Below are 19,081 nucleotides of genomic sequence, written 5' to 3'. Positions count from 1 at the left end.
CCGCGCGATCTCCGGAGTAAAGGTCGGGGCTCCGCATCGAGGAACGCACGGTAGATCTTCTCGGGTTTGGCGCGCAGCACGCGGTGCAGGCGGACAGTACCGGCAGGCATGATCTCTCCTTTCATCGGGGTTGGATTCGGGGCTGTTGCCGCCCCTTCTCAGTGAAACCTTAGTCTAACGCCCGGCAGGTCGGCACTGCCGCAACTTCTTGCCGCTGAAGTGTACATGCCGACCGGGAAGCCGCCGGCTGCGCCCCCCGCCGCACCGCTTTCCCGCATCCGCTGCGGGGCTCCGCGGGGAACGTTTCTTGCATCCGCTCCTTCGCGAGCCCGCACCGATCCCTCAACGGCCGGCCGGGCCAGGCCGACGCTGTCGTCGTCATCCCTGGCGACGGCGTCGACGGTGCCAACTTCACGGAGCCGGAGTCGTTGTTCCTGTTGTCGCGGCGGCCGGCAAGGAGGACTGGAATGAGAAACCATGGGAGTCGCGTCATGTCGGCAATCCGGGGGTTCGGTCTCGGGATGCTGGCGATGTATCTGCTCGATCCCGATGTCGGCAGGCGCCGGCGCGCGCTTGTCGTCGATCAGTTCGCGAGCACGCGCAACCGGCTGACTCACTTCGCCGACACCGCGTACCGCGACGCGGTCAACCGCAGCTACGGCGTCGCAGCGCGACTGCGCCCGGGTACGGGCCGGTTGCAGCCGATGACGGCGCATCAGGTCGAGGAGCGCGTGCGGGCCCGCATCGGCAGGGTGGTGCGCAATTCACACGCGCTCAGGGTGCAGGCGCGCGACGACGGCACGGTGGTGTTGTCCGGGCCGGTGCTCGCGAGCGAGGTGAACCGCCTGATGAGCGCGGTGTGGTCGGTGCGCGGCGTCACCGGCATCGAGGACCAGCTGCAGGTACACGAGCAGCCGGGGAACGTTTCCGCGCTGCAGGGGGCGCTTGCGCACGAAGGGCGCCGTGGCGCGGGAATGGCCGAGAGCTGGCCGCCCTCCATCCGGCTGCTCGCGGGAGTCGCGGGCGGCGCGCTCGCGCTGGCCGGGCTGTCGCGCAACCGTCCGCTCGGCATGCTGCAGGCGCTGCTCGGCGGCGCGCTCGTCACGCGCGCGCTGGCAAACCGCAAGCTCGGCGAGGTCACGGGCATGGCCGGCCCGCGCAGCGTGCACATCGACAAGGAAATGTTCATCGCCGCCCCGCCCGAACGCGTCTTCGACTTCTGGCAGCACCAGGAGAATTTCCCGCAGTTCATGCGCAACGTCGAGGAGGTGCGGCCGACCGGCGAGGACTGCTGGCACTGGAAAGTCGCCGGCCCGTTCGGCCCGGTCGAATGGGACGCCCGGATCACCGAGCGCGAACTGAACCGCCGCCTGGCCTGGCACACGGTCGAGGGCGCCCCGGTCGAGAGCGAAGGGCGAGTCGACTTCGAACCCGCCGGCGAAGGCACGCGGCTGCGGGTGTCGATGGACTACGCGCCCGCCGCCGGGGCGATCGGCCATGCGGCAGCGCGGCTGCTCGGGCGCGATGCGAAGACCGAGATGGACGAGGACCTGATGCGCGTGAAGTCCTTCCTCGAAACGGGCGTCGCCGCGCGCGACTCGGCCGCCCGACGGGCGGCGGAGGACGCGCAGCGGCTGCACTGAGCCGGAGCCGGGCCGGTCGTCACCGGCTTTCGGCAGGCAGAAAACAACGGCCGCCTCCGGGCGGCCGTTCCGTGCAGCGACTGCCGAAACTAGCAAGCGACCAGCCGTTCGCGCCCGGCCCTTTCTCGTTGATAGCGCCCCGGTTGCTTCGCCGCGATCCGCTGCATCACCGCCTGTCCTGAAATTGCGCGAAGTTCGGCCACAGCCGAAAACGGCCCGCAAGATGAACTCGTATAGAATTTCCCCCAATCATGAGTGAACAGAACCACGACCCGGACGATCGCGGCGCGCGGGCGCTGCCTGCGGCGTTCCCGATCGTCGGCATCGGCGCTTCGGCCGGCGGCCTCGAAGCCTTCAACGAGTTCCTCGACCATCTCGCGCCGGACCTCGGCATGGCCTACGTGCTGGTCCAGCATCTGGACCCGAAGCACCACAGCATCCTCGCCAGCCTGCTCGCGGGGCGCACGCACATGCCGGTCAGCGAGGCGGGCGACGGCATGCGGGTCGAGCGGGATCACGTCTACGTGATCCCGCCGAACACCAACCTGGCAATCCTGGGCGGCGTGCTGCACCTGATGCCGCCTGCCGAGACGCGCGCGCCGCAGCTGACGGTGGATTATTTTCTGCGCTCGCTCGCGCAGGACCAGGGCAGCCGCGCGATCGGCGTCATCCTTTCGGGCGCCGCGTCGGACGGCGTGACCGGCATGAAGATGATCAAGACCGAAGGCGGCATCACGTTCGCCGAGGACCAGGACAGCGCCCGCTACAGCAGCATGCCGGAAGCGGCGATCGCGAGCGGCTGCGTCGATTTCGTGCTGCCTCCGGCGGAGATCGCCCGCGAACTCGCGCGTCTCGCCGGGCGGGTTGCCGCGACGCCGCGCGAGGCGCCGGCCGTTCCCCCCGCCGACGAGCGGCACCTCGACAAGCTCTTCATCCTGCTGCGCCGGCGCACCGGCGTCGACTTCGCCCAGTACAAGCACACGACGATCCACCGCCGCATCCAGCGCCGCATGCTCGTCCACCGGCTCGACCGGCTCGCCGACTACGTCAGGCTGCTGCAGGAGCGGCCGACCGAGATCGACACGCTCTACAACGAGATCCTGATCAACGTCACCGCGTTCTTTCGCGACCCGGCCGTGTTCGACGCGCTGGCGCGCGAAATCCTGCCCAGGATCATCGAACGCTGCGCCGGCGGCGGCGACCCGATCCGCATCTGGGTGCCAGGCTGTTCAACCGGCGAGGAGCCGTATTCGATCGCGATGGCGCTGCTCGAATGCCTGGACGAAGCGGGCGTCCACCTGCCGATCCAGATCTTCGCCACCGACATCGACACCCACGCGATCAACACGGCGCGCGCCGGCGTGTTCCCCGACAACATCGCCGCCGACGTGTCGCCCGCCCGGCTCGCGCGCCACTTCACGCACGACGAGCAGGGCTACCTGATCAGCAAGCAGATCCGCGACATGTGCCTGTTCGCGAAACAGAACGTCGTCAAGGATCCGCCGTTCTCGCGCCTCGACCTGATCAGCTGCCGCAACCTCTTGATCTACCTCGGTCCGGTGCTGCAGAAGAAAGTGCTGGCGCTGTTCCACTACGCGCTCAAGCCGGCCGGCTTCCTGCTGCTGGGCAGCGCCGAGACCATCGGCAAGCACGCCGACATGTACCGGACGCTCGACACGAAGCACAAGATCTACGTCAAGAAGGCGCTCGCGGCGACCCTGCAGCTCGACTTTTCCGCGCCGCTGTCCTCGTCGTTCAGCGTCGCCGAACCGGCCGCGCACGAACGCGCCGCGCCGCTCGCCGGCCGCGACCTGTCGAAGGCCGTCGACCGGCTGCTGATGAAGAGATACTGCCCGGCGAGCGTTGTCATCAACGAGCAGATGGACATCGTGCAGTTCCGCGGCCAGACCGGCGAGTTTCTCGAACCGGCGCCGGGCGAGGCGAGTTTCAACCTGCTGCGGATGGCGCGCGGCGCGCTCGCGATGGAGCTGCGCGAGATCGTCGGCGAAGCGTTCAGGACGCGCGCCGGGACGCGCAAGGAAGGCATCGCGTTGCGGCGCGGCGACGAGACGCTGCTCGTCGAAGTCGAAGTGTCGCCGCTTGAATCCGCCGCGCCGGGCTTTTTTCTCGTCGTCTTCCGCGCAACGCCCGGCACCTCACTGGCCACGGGGAGCGCGAGCGCGCCCGGCGCGCAGCACGAGGAACGCCTGGCGCGGCTCGAACACGAGCTCGCCACGACCCGGGAATACCTGCAGTCGGTGATCGAGCAGGACGAGACGATCAACGAGGAACTGCGCTCGGCCAACGAGGAGATCCTGTCGAGCAACGAGGAACTGCAGAGCACCAACGAAGAGCTCGAAACAGCCAAGGAAGAGCTGCAGTCGGTCAACGAGGAGCTGTCCACCGTCAACGAGGAGCTCGAGACGCGCAACCGCGAGCTGTCGCAGCTCAACAACGACCTGTCGAACCTGCTCGGCAGCGTCAACGTCCCGATCGTGATCCTCGGTACCGACTTGCGCATCCGCCGCTACACGCCGCTGGCCGGGAAGCACCTGAATCTCGATGACCGCGACATCGGACGCACGATCGGCGACATCGAACTCGGCATCCGGGTGCCGGATCTGCCGAAGCGCATCACGCAGGTCATCGACACCGTCACGGTGCAGGAGATCGAAGGCCAGGCGCGCGACGGACGCTGGTATTCGATCCGCGTGCGGCCGTACAAGACGATCGAGAGCCGGCTCGAAGGCGCGGTCGTCGCGTTCGTCGACATCGACGACACCAAGCGCGCGCTGCAGATGGCGCAGGAGGCCCGCGACTACGCGCAGGGCATCGTCAACGCGGTCCGGCACCCGCTGCTGGTGCTCGACAAAAACCTCAAGGTCGTGTCGGCGAATCCGGCGTTTCTCGACACGTTCCGGGTCGCCCCGCTGGAGACGGTCGGCAACCTCCTTTACCATCTGGGCAACGGCCAGTGGGGGATCCCACGGCTGCGCAAGGCACTCGAAGGGGTATGCACGCACGGCGAGGGGTTCGAGGATTTCGTCGTCGAGCATGACTTCGAGGCCATCGGGCGGCGGCGCGTGCGCATCAGCGGCCGGCCGATAGACGCGGCCTCAGGGCCGCCGTTCCTCGTGCTGATGCAGATCGAGGGCGGCGCCGATAACGCCGGCCTCGCGCCGGACAAGGAGTAGCCATGGACGACGGGTATGGCGAGGACGGCAAGTCCAGGGATGAGCTGATCGCGCGCATCCGCGAGCTCGAAGCGCGCCTCGCAGCACTGCGCGACGGTGCGGACCTCTCGTCCGTCGTCGAGGAGCTGCGGGTGCACCAGATCGAGCTGGAAGCGCAGAACGAGGAACTCATCGAGGCGCGGCGGGCGCTCGAGGACGCCCGTGACCGCTACAGCGACCTCTACGATTTCGCCCCGGTCGGCTACATGACGCTCGACGAGAGCGGCGCGATCCTCGAGATCAACCTGACCGGCGCGCGCCTGCTCGGGCAGGACCGCGCGCAGGTGATCGGCATGCCGCTGAGCGGCTGGCTGCCGAACGGCGCGACGGCGCAGCTGTTCGGCCACCTGCGCCGCGTGATGTCGGAGCCGGGCCGGGTGTTCGACCACCTGCCGCTGCGCACCTCGCCCGCTCGCGAGAGCCCGATCCGCCACGTGCGGCTCGAGAGCGTCGCATTTGGGCAGTATGGCAGCGGGCGCCTCTGCCGCACCGCGCTCGTCGACCTCAGCGACCGCAAGCGCGAAGAAGACCGCCTCAACCTGATCGCCCAGGTGTTCGAGCGCAGCACCGACGCGATCATGATCACCGACAGCCTCAACCGCATCGTGTCGGTCAATCGCGCCTTCACCGCAGTCACCGGCTACTCGGCCGACGAAGTGCTCGGCCGCAACCCGAAACTGCTCGCCTCGGGCCGCCATGATCGGGATTTCTACCGCGAGATGTGGAGCGCGATCGAACGCCACGGCTCGTGGAGCGGCGAGATCAGCAATCGCCGCAAGAACGGCGAGATCTACAACGAATGGCTGACGATCCACGCGGTGCGCAACGAGGCCGGCGGCATCGAGAACTGCATCGCGATCTACGCCGAGATCACCGACCAGCGGGCGGCCACGTCGCGCATCCGGTTCCTCGCCCATTACGACCCGCTGACCCTGCTGCCGAACCGCGCGCTGTTGCAGGACCGCATGCAGCAAGGCCTCGCCCACGCCGCCCGCGAGGGAACGCGGGCGGCGGTGCTGTTCCTCGACCTCGACCGCTTCAAGACGATCAACGATTCGCTCGGCCACCTCGTCGGCGACCACCTGCTGCAGGAAGTCGCCAAGCGTCTCAAGGCCAGCGTGCGCGAGGACGACACGGTGGCGCGCCGCGGCGGCGACGAATTCATCGTGATGCTGCCGCACGTCGACTCGGCCGAACAGGCGGCACATGTCGCCGGGAAGATCATCGAGGCGATGGAGCAGAGCATCCCGGTCAACGGCTACGTGCTGAACGTCTCGTTCAGCATCGGCATCAGCGTGTTCCCCGACGACGCGACGGACCCGGACACCCTGATCCGCAACGCCGACATCGCGATGTACCGCTCGAAAGCAAGCGGGCGCAACCAGTTCCAGTTCTTCACTGCCGACATGAACGCGCACGCGCTCGAGCGGCTCGCGCTCGAAAACGACCTGCACCGGGCGATCGAACGCGGCGAGTTCAGGCTCGTGTTCCAGCCGCAGTTCGACGGCAGCGGCGACATCGTCGGGACGGAGGCGCTGCTGCGCTGGCAGCATCCTCAACGCGGCCTCGTCATGCCCGCGCAGTTCATTCCGGTCGCCGAGGAAACCGGGCTGATCGTGCCGATCGGCGCGTGGGTGCTCGAACGCGCGTGCCAACAGACGCGCGCGTGGCGCGAGGCCGGGCTGAAGAAGATCACGGTGTCGGTGAACATCTCGGCGCTGCAGTTCTCGCAGAAGAACCTTCTCGACCTGATCCGTCGGCTGCTCGCCGTGAGCCACATCGAGCCCGGCACGCTGGAACTCGAGCTGACCGAAAGCGTGCTGATGCACGATCACGTCGCGACTTCCGGCCTGATGAGCGAGCTCAAGGAAATGGGGGTACGGATGTCGATCGACGACTTTGGCACCGGCTACTCGTCGCTGAGCTATCTGCGCAGCTTCCCGATCAGCAAGCTGAAGATCGACCAGTCCTTCGTGCGCGACCTCGGCGGCGACGGCGACGCGGGCGCGATCACCGGCGCGATCATCGGGCTGGCGAAGAACCTGAACATGCGCGTGATTGCCGAAGGCGTCGAGACTGCACAGCAGGCGAGCTTCTTGCAGGGGCAGTGCTGTGACGAATTCCAGGGGCACTTCTTCAGCAAGCCGGTGTCGGCAGAGAAACTCGCCGAACTGCTGCGCGCCGGCTAGCCGGCGCCGGGGCCCGGCACCCGGCCGCCGCCACCACCGAGGCAGCGCATGTCCAGCACGACCTCTTCGCACTTTCGCGTGATCGTCATCGGTGCTTCGGCCGGAGGGGTCGAGGCGCTGCGCAGCGTCGCGCGCGCGCTGCCGGAGAATCTTCCGGCCGCCGTCTTCGTCGTCCTGCACTTGTCGCGCGACAGCCCTTCGATGCTGCCGGACATCCTGGCGCGTGCCGGTCCGCTGCCGGCGGGCCGGGCCGTTGACGGCGAGCCGCTCCGTTCCGGGCGCATCTACGTCGCGCCGCCGGATTTCCACCTTCTGGTGGAGCGCGACCAGGTGCGCATGTCGCGAGGCCCGCGCGAGAACAACGTGCGGCCGGCGATCGACCCGCTGTTCCGCAGCGCGGCGATCGCCTACGGCCCGGCGGTGATCGGCGTCGTCCTCACCGGCAACCTGTACGACGGCGCAGCCGGCCTGAGGTCGATCAAGCTGCGCGGCGGCACGACGATCGTCCAGGACCCCCGCGACGCGCTTTTCCCGTCGATGCCGCAGAGCGCGCTGCGCGAGACCGAGATCGACCACTGCGTGCCGCTGCACGAGATCCCGCGCGTGCTGGTGAGCCTGACAAAACCCCTGCCGGCCGGCGCCGCAGCGGGCGCGCCGAACCCGAGCCCGCAGCCGTGCCTGCATTCCGGGCCCCCCGCTGTTTCGAATCCGCAATCACGGGAGACGAACATGGCGAAGACAGAGAATGCAAAAACGAACATGGCAACGACGGAGATCGATGTCGTCGAAGCGAAGATCGCCGCGGGCAGCCCCGACAGCGAGGAGTTGCTGCGCCGGATCGCGTCACCGGCGCCCTACATCTGCCCCGAGTGCCGCGGGGCGTTGTGGGAAATCCGCGACGAGGCGCTGATCCGCTTCCGCTGCCGTGTCGGCCACGCCTACACGCTCGAATCACTGCTCACGGAACAGGACGAGGCGATCGAGGAGGCGCTGTGGACGGCCGTGCGCGCCCTCGAGGAGGGCGCAGCGCTCAACGCGCGGATGGCCGAACGCGTCGAACAGCAGCAGATTGCCGGAATGCGGCAGCACTTCCGCGAGCGCGAGCGGGAGTCGACACACCACGCGCAGGTGGTGCGCCGGTTGCTGCAGGGCGGCGTCGACAAGCTGGCGCCCAAATAGCGCCGGCATTCGGTACCCGGCCGGGCCGGCGCGTGCTGCCGGCCCGAATCACTTTTGCAGAAATATTAAATACTGGGTGCATGCTAGCATCGCGTCATTCATCCCAATTCTGACGAGATATCGAACGGCCGATGAACGGATTGCACCTGCTTGCCGACCTGTATCGCTGCGGCGCTCCCGCCGCGGCGCTGACCGAGCGCGAAGCGCTCGAGACCCTGTGCGTGACGCAATGCCGGGAAGCGGGGCTGACCCCGCTCGGCTCCTGTTTCTATCAGTTTTGCGACGAAAGCGGAGCAGCGGCCGGCGTCACCGGGACCGTCGTGCTGGCCGAATCCCATCTGGCGATCCACACCTGGCCGGAGTCGGGCGGCGTCACGCTCGACGTATACGTCTGCAACTTCTCGCGCGACAACGGTGATCGTGCGCGCGTGGTGTATCGCGCACTCATCGACGCCCTGCGGCCGGCCGAGATCGTCGGGCACGAGGTCGTGCGCGGCCGCCTGCCGGAGAAAGCCGCAGCCACCGGCCCGATGCCGCTCCCCGCTGCCGAAGGCGTGATTTTCGAGCAGCTCAACGAGGACGCCGGTTATTTCACGCGCGGCGGGACGCTGATCGAGAAGGGCCGCTCCCGCTACCAGGAGTACGAGGTCTGGGAAACCCCCCAGTTCGGCCGCCTGTTCCGGCTCGACGGCTGCTTCATGACGTCCGAGCGCGACGAGTTCCATTATCACGAGAACCTGATCCAGGTGCCGTGCATCGCCCATCCCGCGCCGGCGCGGGCGCTGATCCTCGGCGGCGGCGACGGCGGCTCGGCCGAGGAGCTGCTGAAGCAGCCGACGATGGTGAAAATCGTCATCGCCGAACTCGACGAGAAAGTGATCGAGATCGCGCGCCGTCACCTGCAGGCGGTCCACCACGGCGCCCTCGACGACCCGCGCGTCGAGCTGCGCATCGGCGACGGCTTCCGCTATGTCATGGAAGAGGCTCCGGCCGCCGCCGAGCGCTTCGACCTGATCGTGCTCGACCTGACCGACCCCGTCGGTCCGGCCGAGGCGCTGTACTCGGAAGATTTCTTCCGCGGCTGCCGCGCGCTGCTCGCACCGGGCGGCGCGATCAGCCTGCACATCGGCGCACCGGTGTTCCAGCCGGATCGGCTGCGAACGCTCGTCGCCAGACTGCGCGAAGTGTTCGCGATCGTCCGCCCGTATTTCCTCTACGTCCCGCTGTACGGCACGCTGTGGGGTTTCGCGACCGCCTCCGACATGCTCGACCCGGCCGCGCTCCCCGCCGCAGAAGTCGACCGCCGCCTCGCGGAACGGCGAATCGGCGCCTTGCAGCACTACAACGGCGCAGTCCACTGCGCCCAGTTCGCGTTGCCGAACCACCTGCGCGCGCTGCTGGCCTGATCCCGGCAGTCTGCGGAAGGGCCGCACACTGCCCGCGCCCTGACGAAACTACAAGCCCTTGTAACTTTTCCCTGACCGATCCTGCCGCATCAGGGCGGCTCCACGCTCCGCGGCGCGTGCTGCGTCCCCTTCCCCTGTCGCGCCCCCGTTCGCCAGCCGGGGCATGCCTATTGCTCAGGATGGGGAGGAAACCGATGGGCGGTCGAAGCCGTCCCTTTTCCGCCGGGGGTGTGTCGGAACCCGGCTTGTTGTCGCCACCTGAGGAGACAGAACATGAAATCGCAGCGCCAGAAGGGCCAGCGTGAGCAGGGCTACGGACAGCAGGATTACGAAGAAGAGGAATTCGGCCAGCAGGGCGGCCGCCAGTCTCAGCAAGGGTACGGCCAGCAGGGCTGGGGGCACCAGCAGCCGCAGCAGGGATTCGGCCAGCAAGGCTACGGCCAGCATCAGCAGGGTTACGGACAGCAAGGTTACGGTCAGCAGGGCTATGGCCAGCAGCATGACCAGGGTTACGGCCAGCAGGGCTACAGGCAGCATCAGCCGCAGCAGGGCTTCGGCCAGCAGGGCTGGGGCCAGCAACACGAACAGGGGTTCGGGCAGCAGGGTTACGGGCAGCATCAGCCGCAGCAGGGTTTCGGTCAGCAGGGCTGGGGCCAGCAGCACGAACAGGGATTCGGCCAGCAAGGCTACGGCCAGCAGGGCGGCTATGGCCAGCAGGGATTCGGCCAGCGCGGATACGGCCAGCAGTCTCAACAGGGGATGGGTGGCTACGGGCAACAAGGCAGCTTTGGTCAGCAAGGCGGCTACGGCCAGCAGGAATGGGGCCAGCAGCCGCAGCAGGGGATGATGGGCACGCAGACGTCGCAGACGGGCCGCGGCTACGGCGGTATGCAAGCCTCGTGGGGCCAGTCCGAGCTGTCGTCGCGCAGCCGCAAGGGGCCGAAGAACTATGCCCGCTCGGACGAACGCATCCGCGAGATGGTATGCGAGCGCCTTGTCGAGGAACCGGGGGTGGACGTGAGCGAGGTGAGCATCAACGTCAAGGAAGGTTGCGTGGAACTGGAAGGCACCGTGCCGAGCCGCCAGATGCGCCATCGCATCGAGGACGTGGTCGATGAGTGCTGGGGCGTGCAGGACATCGAGAACCGCATCCGGGTGCAATCCGAATCGCAGTCATCCTCGCAGCAGTCGCAGTCCGGCCAGCAGCGGGGGGCGAGCGGCAGCGAGCACGGCCAGAGCGGCTCGTCGTCCGGCGGCTTCTCCGGCATGTCCGGTTCATCGAGCAGCAAGTCGGGCTCGAGCGAGTCGAGCCGCGGCAAGAACAAGGAGGATTAGCACTCGCCCCTACCGTCCGCCCGCCAGCCTGTCGGGCGGCGAGGGGCCGGCCACACGATCGTGTCCGGCCGGCCCCGCCTAGCTTTCGTCTTCGCGTTTTTCGCTGCGCGGCGCGCTGAGGCAGGTGTTTTGCCGCAGTGCTTCCGCGGTGAGCTGGATATTCTCCCAGTCCGGATCGGGCAGGGCGCCGAATGCCTCGCGCAGCCGTTGGCTCCAGAGCTTGCGGATCAGCGCGAAATAGGCGTTGTCCTCGCGGATGACACAGTAATGGCCGACGCGCAGCGCGTCGCGCTGATAGACCAGCAAGTCGAGCGGCAGGCCCACCGAGAGGTTCGAGCGGATGCTCGAATCCATCGATACCAGCGCGCATTTCACCGCTTCGTCGAGCGAAGTCGTGTGCGTGATAATCCGCACGATGATCGGCTTGCCGTACTTGGATTCGCCGATCTGGAAATACGGCGTCTCCTGCGTCGCCTCGGTGAAATTGCCGGCCGCATAGAGCTGGAACAGGCGCGGTTCCTCGCCCCGGATCTGGCCTCCGAGCAGCAGCCCGGCCGAAAAATCGACGCCGAATTCCTTCAGCGATTCGGCATCACGCGCGTGGACTTCGCGCAGGCAGTCGCCGACATGCTTGGCCGCCTCGAACATGGTCGGGACGTTGCACAGGTTCCTCCCCCCGCCCGATTCGATCCGTTCGCGCAGCGTGTTGACGACGGACTGGCTGATCGACAGGTTGCCCGCCGTCATCAGCACCAGCACCCGCTCGCCGTGGCGCTCGAAGAAATGCATCTTGCGGAAAGTGTTGATGTGATCGACGCCGGCATAGGTACGGGAGTCGGACAGAAAGACCAGACCTGCGTCCAGACGCATGGCGACACAATATGTCATGAACCCCCCGGGTGCGAGCGAAGGAATCCCGCGGGGCTGCCCGCGGCCGCCGGTGTCACGTCGGAATTCCTCCGCGTTAACGGGTTACATCGGGCACAGCACGCAAAACTGTCCGGTTAGACCGGGCCAGCGGCGTTTTGTGCTGTGCCCGGGCTCACGTCCGAAGCAAGACCGGCTCCCTGCCCGCGCCAACTCACTTTCTTGACGCGAAAGCAGTCATGACTTGTCGCCGTAGTTGGATTCGGGCTCCTTCACCGTCCGGGGCGTGTGAATGGACACATGACCTCCTGCCGGCTGGATGGTCTCCACCCGTCCATTGCGAAACACGATCAACGCGGTTCCAGTCTGTGCAGCCATTTGGCTTGCGCGCGCCGCGGCCCGCTCCAGGGCTTTTTGTGAGAAGCGCAAATCGGCGTCGCGTGCCTGAGAAATCGGCAATGCGTTCATAGCTTTTCACTCCAGTCGAGCAGCACCGGGCTGGGCCCGGAGTTGTCATACAGCGCCCACGCGTCGACCAGGGGGGCATAGTGTTCGGAAAAATTAACCAGCCCTGCTGCAAACCGGCGCCGGATGACCTCTTCGGGAATATTGTGTCCGCCCTGCTTCACACGTTGGGCAACACGCGCAACCGCCTCGTCCGGTTGAGCAAGTTGCAAGAAAATGAGCTTCACCCGATAGCCCGCGGACTGCCAGCGCACAATGTGACGGAGGTACCCACGCCCTGACAGCGTAGTTTCAAAAGCGAAACTCTCGCGTGCCGCAAAATGGCGCTTCAACTCTTCCAACATCAGTCGCCCCGCTTGCACTGCAGCCGTTTCAGGCGCAAAGGGCGCCAGACCGGCGGCAATCAGATCGGCGTTCACGAACACCGGGCAACCCGCTTCATTGGGCAAAAACTCTCGCGCGAAAGTCGTCTTGCCCGCGCCGTTTGGCCCCGCGATGATGATGACCTTGCGCTCGCTGGCCATGTCACCCATTCAGCGCGGAAGGGGTTTGCCTGGAGGTGATGACCCGCAGTTCGGCTGTCATGGAATAGGCACCCGGTAGAACAGCCTCGAAATCGTCACAAGTCTACCAGACACCTATCTCGGCGAGCAGCACGAGAAAGTTGTAGCAATGAGTGCCCCCAATGCAAACGACCCGGTGTTCACTTGCCCGGCGCTGCCCCCTCGCGCCGCAGATTCGTCTCGTACTGGCTGCGCGCGGACAGATACTGCTTCGGCCATGCGACGTCGCCGAAGCCGATCTTCGCCGCTTCATGCAGCGTCCAGGCCGGATCGGCGAGGTGCGGGCGCGCGACGGCGCACAAATCTGCGCGGCCCGCGGCGATGATGCTGTTCGCGTGGTCGGCCTCGTAGATCGCGCCGACAGCGACGGTCGGGATGCCGGCTTCGTTGCGGATACGGTCGGCGAACGGCGTCTGGTACATGCGTCCATAGACCGGCCGGTCGCCTTTCCACACCTGGCCCGACGAGCAGTCGATGAGGTCGGCGCCGGCGTCCTTGAAGAGACGCGCGAACTCGACCGCGTCGTCGGCGGTGTTGCCGCCGGGGAACCAGTCATGGCACGACAGGCGCACCGACATCGGGCGGCTCGAAGGCCACACTGCGCGCATCGCGCGGAACACTTCGAGCGGGAAGCGCGCGCGGTTCGCGTGTCCGCCGCCGAATTCGTCGCGGCGCCGGTTCGTCAGCGGCGACAGGAAGCTCGACAACAGGTAGCCGTGCGCGCAGTGCAGCTCGAGGATGTCGAAGCCGGCCTCGGCAGCCATTTTCGTCGCGCGCACGAAGTCGTCGCGCACGCGCTCCATGTCGTCGCGCGTCATCTCGCGCGGCACTTGCGAATGCGGCAGGTACGGCAGCGGCGACGCCGACATCAGCGGCCAGCCGCCGGCTTCGAGCGGCTCGTCGATGCCTTCCCACGCGAGCTTCGTCGCGCCCTTGCGGCCGGCGTGGCCGAGCTGGATGCCCATCTTTGCGGCGGAATTCGCGTGGACGAAATCGACGACGCGCTTCCATGCATTGACGTGCTCGGGCTTGTACAGGCCGGCGCATCCCGGCGTGATGCGCGCGTCGGGCGACACGCAGGTCATCTCGGTATACAGCAGCCCGGCGCCGCCGAGCGCGCGCGAGCCGAAATGCACGAGGTGGAAGTCGTTCGCGCTGCCGTCGTCGGCCGAGTACATCGCCATCGGCGACACCACGACGCGGTTCGCGAGCGTCAGGCCGCGCAGCGTGAAGGGCGTGAACATCGGCGGCGGCGCCTCGCCGGCCGTGGTCGGCAGCCCCGCGTTGTTCGCGAACCAGCGCTCGTAGCCTTCGAGCCAAGCCGCGTCGCGCAGGCGCAGGTTCTCGTGCGAGATGCGCTGCGAGCGCGTCAGCATCGAGTACATGAACTGCTCGGGTTCGAGCGTATCGCAGTAGCGCGCATCGCAGACCTCGAACCATTCCATCGCGTTCCACGCGGCGTTCTGCAGCCGCAGCACATCGATGTTGCGCGCTGCCTGATAGCGGGCGAGCACTGCCGGGATGTGGTCCGCCGTGTCGCCTTCGTCGCGGAACAGCCTTGTGAGCTCGATCGCGTCCTCGATCGCGAGCTTGGTGCCCGAGCCGATCGCGAAATGCGCGGTATGCACCGCGTCGCCCATCAGCACGACGTGGCTCCTGCCGTTGTCGTGGTGCCACTGCTCGCACTTGACGCGCTGGAAGTTCAGCCACGCCGAGCCGCGCAGGTGGCGCGCGTTCGTCATCAGCGGATGGCCGTCGAGATGCTTCGCGAACAGTTTCTCGCAGAATGCGATCGACTGTTCCGGGTCGGCACGGTCGAGCCCGTGCGCTTTCCAGACGTGCTCGGGACATTCGACGATGAAAGTCGTCGTGGTGTCGTCGAACTTGTAGACGTGCGCCTGGAACCAGCCGTGCGCGGTCTTCTCGAACAGGAACGTGAACGCGTCGAAGAGCTTGTTCGTGCCGAGCCAGATGTAGCGGTTCGGCCGCGTGACGATGTCCGGTTTGAAAACTTCGGCGTACTTGTTGCGGATGCGCGAGTTGATGCCGTCGGAGGCGATGATGAGATCCGCGTCGGGAAACTCGCTGTCCGACTCGACGTCGCGGTCGAACACCAGCTCGACGCCGAGTTCCTCGCAGCGCGCCTGCAGGATGTTGAGCATCTTCTTGCGCCCGATGCCGACGAAACCGTGGCCGCCGCTGCGGATCGTGCGGCCTTTGAAATGCAGCTCGATGTCGTCCCAGTGGTTGAACGCGACGCGGATCGCATCGGCCGTCGCCGGGTCCCATTCGCACATGTTGTCCATCGTCGCATCCGAGAACACGACACCCCAGCCGAACGTGTCGTACGGCCGGTTGCGCTCGACGACGGCGATCTCGTGCGCCGGGTTCAGCTTCTTCATCAGGATCGCGAAATACAGCCCTGCGGGTCCGCCGCCGATACACACGATGCGCATGCCAGGTCTCCTTCGTTCGTTGCGCCTGCGGACGCGGGGCCGGCGCCGTCCCTGCAGGGTCCGGCCGGGCCGCGCCACAGCGACAATTTGCCCCACGCCGGCAGGCCGCGCGCCCCCTTTCACGGGGGGGCGCGCCGATGGGAATGGCGGGGGAATGGCGATGTTCCGCTCGACACCGGGAGCGTCCTGTACAAAGATTCGCCTTCTGCATGGAACGCGCCGATCCACACATATCGCATATTCCTTCCCGCCAGCCGGCCGCGGGTTCGCTGCCTCGCGGCCCGGCCCCGGCTGACAAAAATGTAATCTCCCCGTCAGCCTCCGGTCGGTATTACGACCTCATACTTCATTCCAATCACCGCAACACAGGATCCATGATGCCCCTCACCTGCCCCCTCGCCACGTTCGCCCTCCTCGCCACGCTCGCCGCTGCCGGTCCGGCTTTTGCGATGAGCGGGCACGGACACGATGCCGCTCACGGCGCCGCGATGCCTGTCGCCGACGCGAAAGCTCCGTTGTCGGAAGGCACCGTCAAGAAAGTCGACAAGGCCGCCGGCAAGATCACCATCAGCCACGGCCCGCTCGAGAACCTGGGCATGCCGCCGATGACGATGACCTTTCGCGCGACCGACCCGTCGATGCTCGACGCGGTCAGGGAGGGCGACAGGATCCGCTTCGCCGCGCAGCGCGTCGATGGGGTGTTCACGGTGACGAAGCTGGAAATCGCGAAATAAGGGCCAAATAAGGGCGAAGAAATAACGGCGAAACAGGCGTGACGCGCCGCAGCCGGACGGCGTTGCGGCTGCGGCTCGCTCGACCCGCCGTTTCGCCCGGTCACCTTCCCCGTCCACCGGCTCCGGCCACCCCCACTTTTTCCGGACATCCGATGAAACCGCTTATCGCCGGCCTGCGTTCCCTGCGTCTGGCCGCGGGCATCGCCGTGCTCGCGGCGAGCGCCTTCGGCCACGCGCAGGACGCCACGCCGCCCGCTGCCGCTGCGCCGCCCCTCGGCGCCGACCTCGCCGGCCTGATCGAATACGCCCGCGTGAACAACCCGGCCTTTGCCGTCGACCGCGCCGAAGCGGATGCCGCCCGCGAACGGGTCGAGCCCGCCGGCGCGCTGCCCGACCCGAGCTTCCAGGTCGAGCTGATGGACTTCACGAACCGCATGCGCGGCGGCCCGACGACGCTCGTGCCGGGCGAAGTCGGCGAAACCCGCTACCGCGTCATCCAGCCGCTGCCGGCGTGGGGCAAACGCGAGCTCGCCGAGCGCGCGGCGGGCGCCCGCGCGGACCAGGCAGAGGCGGCCCGCGACGCGGCGTGGGCGAACATGGCTGCCGAGATCAAGGCGGCGTGGCTGCGCTATTACGCTGCCGACCGCGAAGCGGGGCTCAATCGCGACGCGCTGGCGCTGCTGCAGAGCCTCGAGGAGATCACGCTGTCGCGCTACCGCCTCGGCCTGCTGCCGCAGCAGGCGGTGCTGCGCGCGCAGCGCGAGATCACGTCGCAGCGGCTCGCGCTCGTCGGCGTCGAACAGCGCCGCCGCGGCACGGCGTCGGCACTGAACGCGCTGCTCGGCCGCGCGCCCGGCAGCGCCCTCGCGGCGCCGCAGGAACCGCCGCCGCTGCCGCAGGCGGTCGCCCTCGCGCCTCTCGTCGAACGCACGCGCGCGACCCATCCGGCGATCGCCGCCGAAGCGCGCGGCATCGACGCGGCACGCTTCGAACGCGACCGCACGTGGCGCGACCGCTACCCGGACTTCAGCGTCGGGCTGACGAACAACCGCCCGCGCGGCGGCGAAGGTTCGTGGGACGTGATGTTCGAAGTCATGATCCCGCTGCAGCAGTCGGCGCGGCGCGCCCGCGAGCGCGAGGCGGCGCTGATGGTCACCGCCGCCGACCAGAGGCGCGCTGCGGCCGAAGCGCGGCTCCTCGGCGAGCTCGGCAGCGCGTACGCCGCGTTCACCAGCGGCCACGAGACGCTGCAGCTCCTGCGCGGCACGCTGACGCCGCAGGCCGAAGCGACGCGCGACGCGACCCGTGCCGCGTTCTCGACGGGGCGCGTCGACTTCGACACCGTGCTCGAAGCCGAGCGCCAGCTCGTCGATACGCGCATGGCGCTGCTGCAAGCCGACGTGGACACCCGCCTGGCGCTCGCCGAAATCGAAAAACTTGCAGGAGAACAGCCGTGAAGCCCGCCGTACGACTTTCCCTCGCGGCGGTCGCCGTCGCGCTCGCGCTCGGCACCGGCTACTGGGCGGGCAGCCGCCGCGCCGACCCTGCTCCCGCGGCCGGCGGCACCACGACGGCCGCCGAAAGCACGGCCGCAGGCGCCGGCAGCGAACGCCAGATCCTCTATTACCGCAACCCGATGGGCCTGCCCGACACCTCACCGGTGCCGAAGAAGGACTCGATGGGCATGGACTACCTCCCGGTCTATGCCGACGACAAGCCCGACGACAGCGGCGCCGTCGTCGTCAGCCCGGCGCGCGTACAGACGCTCGGCGTGAAGACCGCCGTCGCCGAGATGCGCGTCGTCGGGGCCGCAGTGCGCGCGGTCGGGCGCGTCGAGCTCAACGAGCGCGCGGTCGTCGACGTCGCGCCACGCTTCGAAGGCTGGATCGAGCGCCTGCACGTCAATGCGGTCGGCGACCCGGTGCGCCGCGGCCAGCCGCTGTTCACGATCTACAGCCCCGAGCTGCTGTCGGCCAGCGAGGAACTGCGCATCGCCGAGCGGCTACAGCGCGACAGTGCCGCCACCGACCCGATCGCATCGGAAGCGGCGCGCCGGCTCGCCAACGCGACGCGCGAGCGCCTGCAGAACTGGCAGGTCGGCATGCCGCGTGGCAGCGAGATCGCGCAGCGCCAGACTTTCCATTCGCCGGCGAACGGCGTCGTGCTCGAGAAGAACGCGGTGCAGGGCGCGCGCTTCATGCCCGGCGAAGCGGTCTATCGCATCGCCGACCTGGCGAAAGTGTGGGTCATCGCCGACATCTTCGAGCGCGACCTCGCGCGCGTGCGCGTCGGCCAGCCGGCGAGCGTAACGCTCGACGCCTTCCCGGACCGCCGCTTCGACGCGAAAATCGGCTATCTCTACCCGACGCTGAACGTCGAGACGCGCAGCACCCGCATCCGCCTCGAACTGGACAACCGCGAAGGCCTGCTGCGCCCGGGCATGTTTGCGCACGTCGAGCTCGCGTCCGGCTCGCCGACACCGCGCGTGACCGTGCCGACGTCCGCGGTCATCGACGACGGGGTGCGCCAGGTCGTGCTGATCGCGCTCGACGAAGGCCGCTTCAAGCCACAGCCGGTGCGCCTGGGCGAGCGCGGCACGGAGCACGTCGAAGTGCTCGAAGGCGTCGAGGCCGGCGACCGCGTCGTGACGTCGGCGAACTTCCTCATCGACTCCGAAAGCCAGCTGAAGGCCGCGCTGTCGAACCTGACTGACGCCGCCCCGGCCCCGGCCGCAGCGCCGGCAACGTACGAGGCCGAAGGAACGTTCGACGCCGTCGATCCGGCGACGAACACCGTCACGCTGACGCACGGCGACATCCCCGCGCTGCAATGGCCGGCGATGACGATGGACTTCGCGGTGGCGTCGCCCGAGCTCGTCGCCGACCTCGCGCCCGGCACGCCGGTTCGATTCGAGTTCGAGCAGCGCCAACCCGGCGAATTCGTCGTCACGAAAGTCGAGAAGGCGAACGGGGCGAAACCGGCGGCCGCGAACGGACACGGGAGCCACTGAC

The 19,081-nt window shown here is 67.8% G+C and carries 13 protein-coding genes and 1 pseudogene; 10 read left to right on the top strand and 4 right to left on the bottom strand.

The annotated features are described in order from the left end of the window. Positions 1-491 precede the first annotated feature (491 nt). The 7 genes and pseudogenes from GO606_RS06410 to GO606_RS06380 all read left to right on the top strand — a co-directional run bounded on the left by GO606_RS06410 (position 492) and on the right by GO606_RS06380 (position 10,985). Complete coding sequence (locus tag GO606_RS06410; RefSeq protein ID WP_246979415.1) at positions 492-1,643, top strand: SRPBCC family protein; 1,152 nt, start codon at positions 492-494, stop codon at positions 1,641-1,643. A 251-nt stretch (positions 1,644-1,894) separates the two neighbouring features. Next, entirely contained in the window at positions 1,895-4,837 is a 2,943-nt protein-coding gene (locus GO606_RS06405) for a chemotaxis protein CheB (protein ID WP_169118756.1), read from the top strand. Between the two features lie 2 nt (positions 4,838-4,839). Continuing rightward, entirely contained in the window at positions 4,840-7,065 is a 2,226-nt protein-coding gene (locus tag GO606_RS06400) for a putative bifunctional diguanylate cyclase/phosphodiesterase (RefSeq protein WP_169118757.1), read from the top strand. A 48-nt stretch (positions 7,066-7,113) separates the two neighbouring features. After that, entirely contained in the window at positions 7,114-8,244 is a 1,131-nt protein-coding gene (locus tag GO606_RS06395; protein WP_169118758.1) for a chemotaxis protein CheB, read from the top strand. A gap of 131 nt (positions 8,245-8,375) precedes the next feature. Further along, a pseudogene (locus GO606_RS06390) lies at positions 8,376-8,729 on the top strand (S-adenosylmethionine decarboxylase family protein); the annotation flags it as partial. A 45-nt stretch (positions 8,730-8,774) separates the two neighbouring features. Beyond that, positions 8,775-9,650, top strand: coding sequence for a polyamine aminopropyltransferase (gene speE, locus GO606_RS06385; RefSeq protein WP_211166644.1), 876 nt, complete (start codon positions 8,775-8,777; stop codon positions 9,648-9,650). A gap of 273 nt (positions 9,651-9,923) precedes the next feature. After that, entirely contained in the window at positions 9,924-10,985 is a 1,062-nt protein-coding gene (locus GO606_RS06380; protein WP_169118760.1) for a BON domain-containing protein, read from the top strand. 78 nt (positions 10,986-11,063) lie between these two features. Here GO606_RS06380 and GO606_RS06375 read toward each other — a convergent pair whose 3' ends face one another. The 4 genes from GO606_RS06375 to GO606_RS06360 form a co-directional block, all read right to left on the bottom strand. Then, on the bottom strand, positions 11,064-11,873 hold the full coding sequence (locus GO606_RS06375) for a proteasome-type protease (protein ID WP_169118761.1): 810 nt from the start codon (positions 11,871-11,873) through the stop codon (positions 11,064-11,066). A 216-nt stretch (positions 11,874-12,089) separates the two neighbouring features. Further along, the gene (locus tag GO606_RS06370; RefSeq protein WP_169118738.1) at positions 12,090-12,320 is read right to left on the bottom strand and encodes a hypothetical protein; all 231 of its coding nucleotides are present in this window, start codon (positions 12,318-12,320) and stop codon (positions 12,090-12,092) included. After that, the gene (locus GO606_RS06365; RefSeq protein WP_169118762.1) at positions 12,317-12,841 is read right to left on the bottom strand and encodes an ATPase; all 525 of its coding nucleotides are present in this window, start codon (positions 12,839-12,841) and stop codon (positions 12,317-12,319) included. Before GO606_RS06365 ends, GO606_RS06370 begins: the two co-directional genes overlap by 4 nt. A gap of 179 nt (positions 12,842-13,020) precedes the next feature. Then, positions 13,021-15,336 carry a bifunctional salicylyl-CoA 5-hydroxylase/oxidoreductase gene (locus GO606_RS06360; protein ID WP_169118763.1) on the bottom strand — a complete coding sequence of 772 codons (2,316 nt, stop codon included), beginning with the start codon at positions 15,334-15,336 and terminating at the stop codon, positions 13,021-13,023. Between the two features lie 374 nt (positions 15,337-15,710). On the opposite strand from GO606_RS06360, the gene GO606_RS06355 reads away from it, so the two are divergent. The 3 genes from GO606_RS06355 to GO606_RS06345 all read left to right on the top strand — a co-directional run bounded on the left by GO606_RS06355 (position 15,711) and on the right by GO606_RS06345 (position 19,080). Beyond that, complete coding sequence (locus tag GO606_RS06355) at positions 15,711-16,070, top strand: copper-binding protein (RefSeq protein WP_246979414.1); 360 nt, start codon at positions 15,711-15,713, stop codon at positions 16,068-16,070. 152 nt (positions 16,071-16,222) lie between these two features. Further along, a complete protein-coding gene (locus GO606_RS06350; RefSeq protein ID WP_169118764.1) occupies positions 16,223-17,527 on the top strand; it encodes a TolC family protein in 1,305 nt (434 codons plus the stop codon). Beyond that, positions 17,524-19,080 (top strand): efflux RND transporter periplasmic adaptor subunit, encoded by a 1,557-nt coding sequence (locus tag GO606_RS06345; RefSeq protein WP_169118765.1) that lies wholly within the window; start codon positions 17,524-17,526, stop codon positions 19,078-19,080. Before GO606_RS06350 ends, GO606_RS06345 begins: the two co-directional genes overlap by 4 nt. Position 19,081: the final 1 nt, after the last annotated feature.

It is taken from the genome of Aromatoleum anaerobium (genome assembly GCF_012910705.2).
Taxonomy (GTDB): domain Bacteria; phylum Pseudomonadota; class Gammaproteobacteria; order Burkholderiales; family Rhodocyclaceae; genus Aromatoleum; species Aromatoleum anaerobium.
This window is presented reverse-complemented; position numbering and strand designations above follow the sequence as displayed.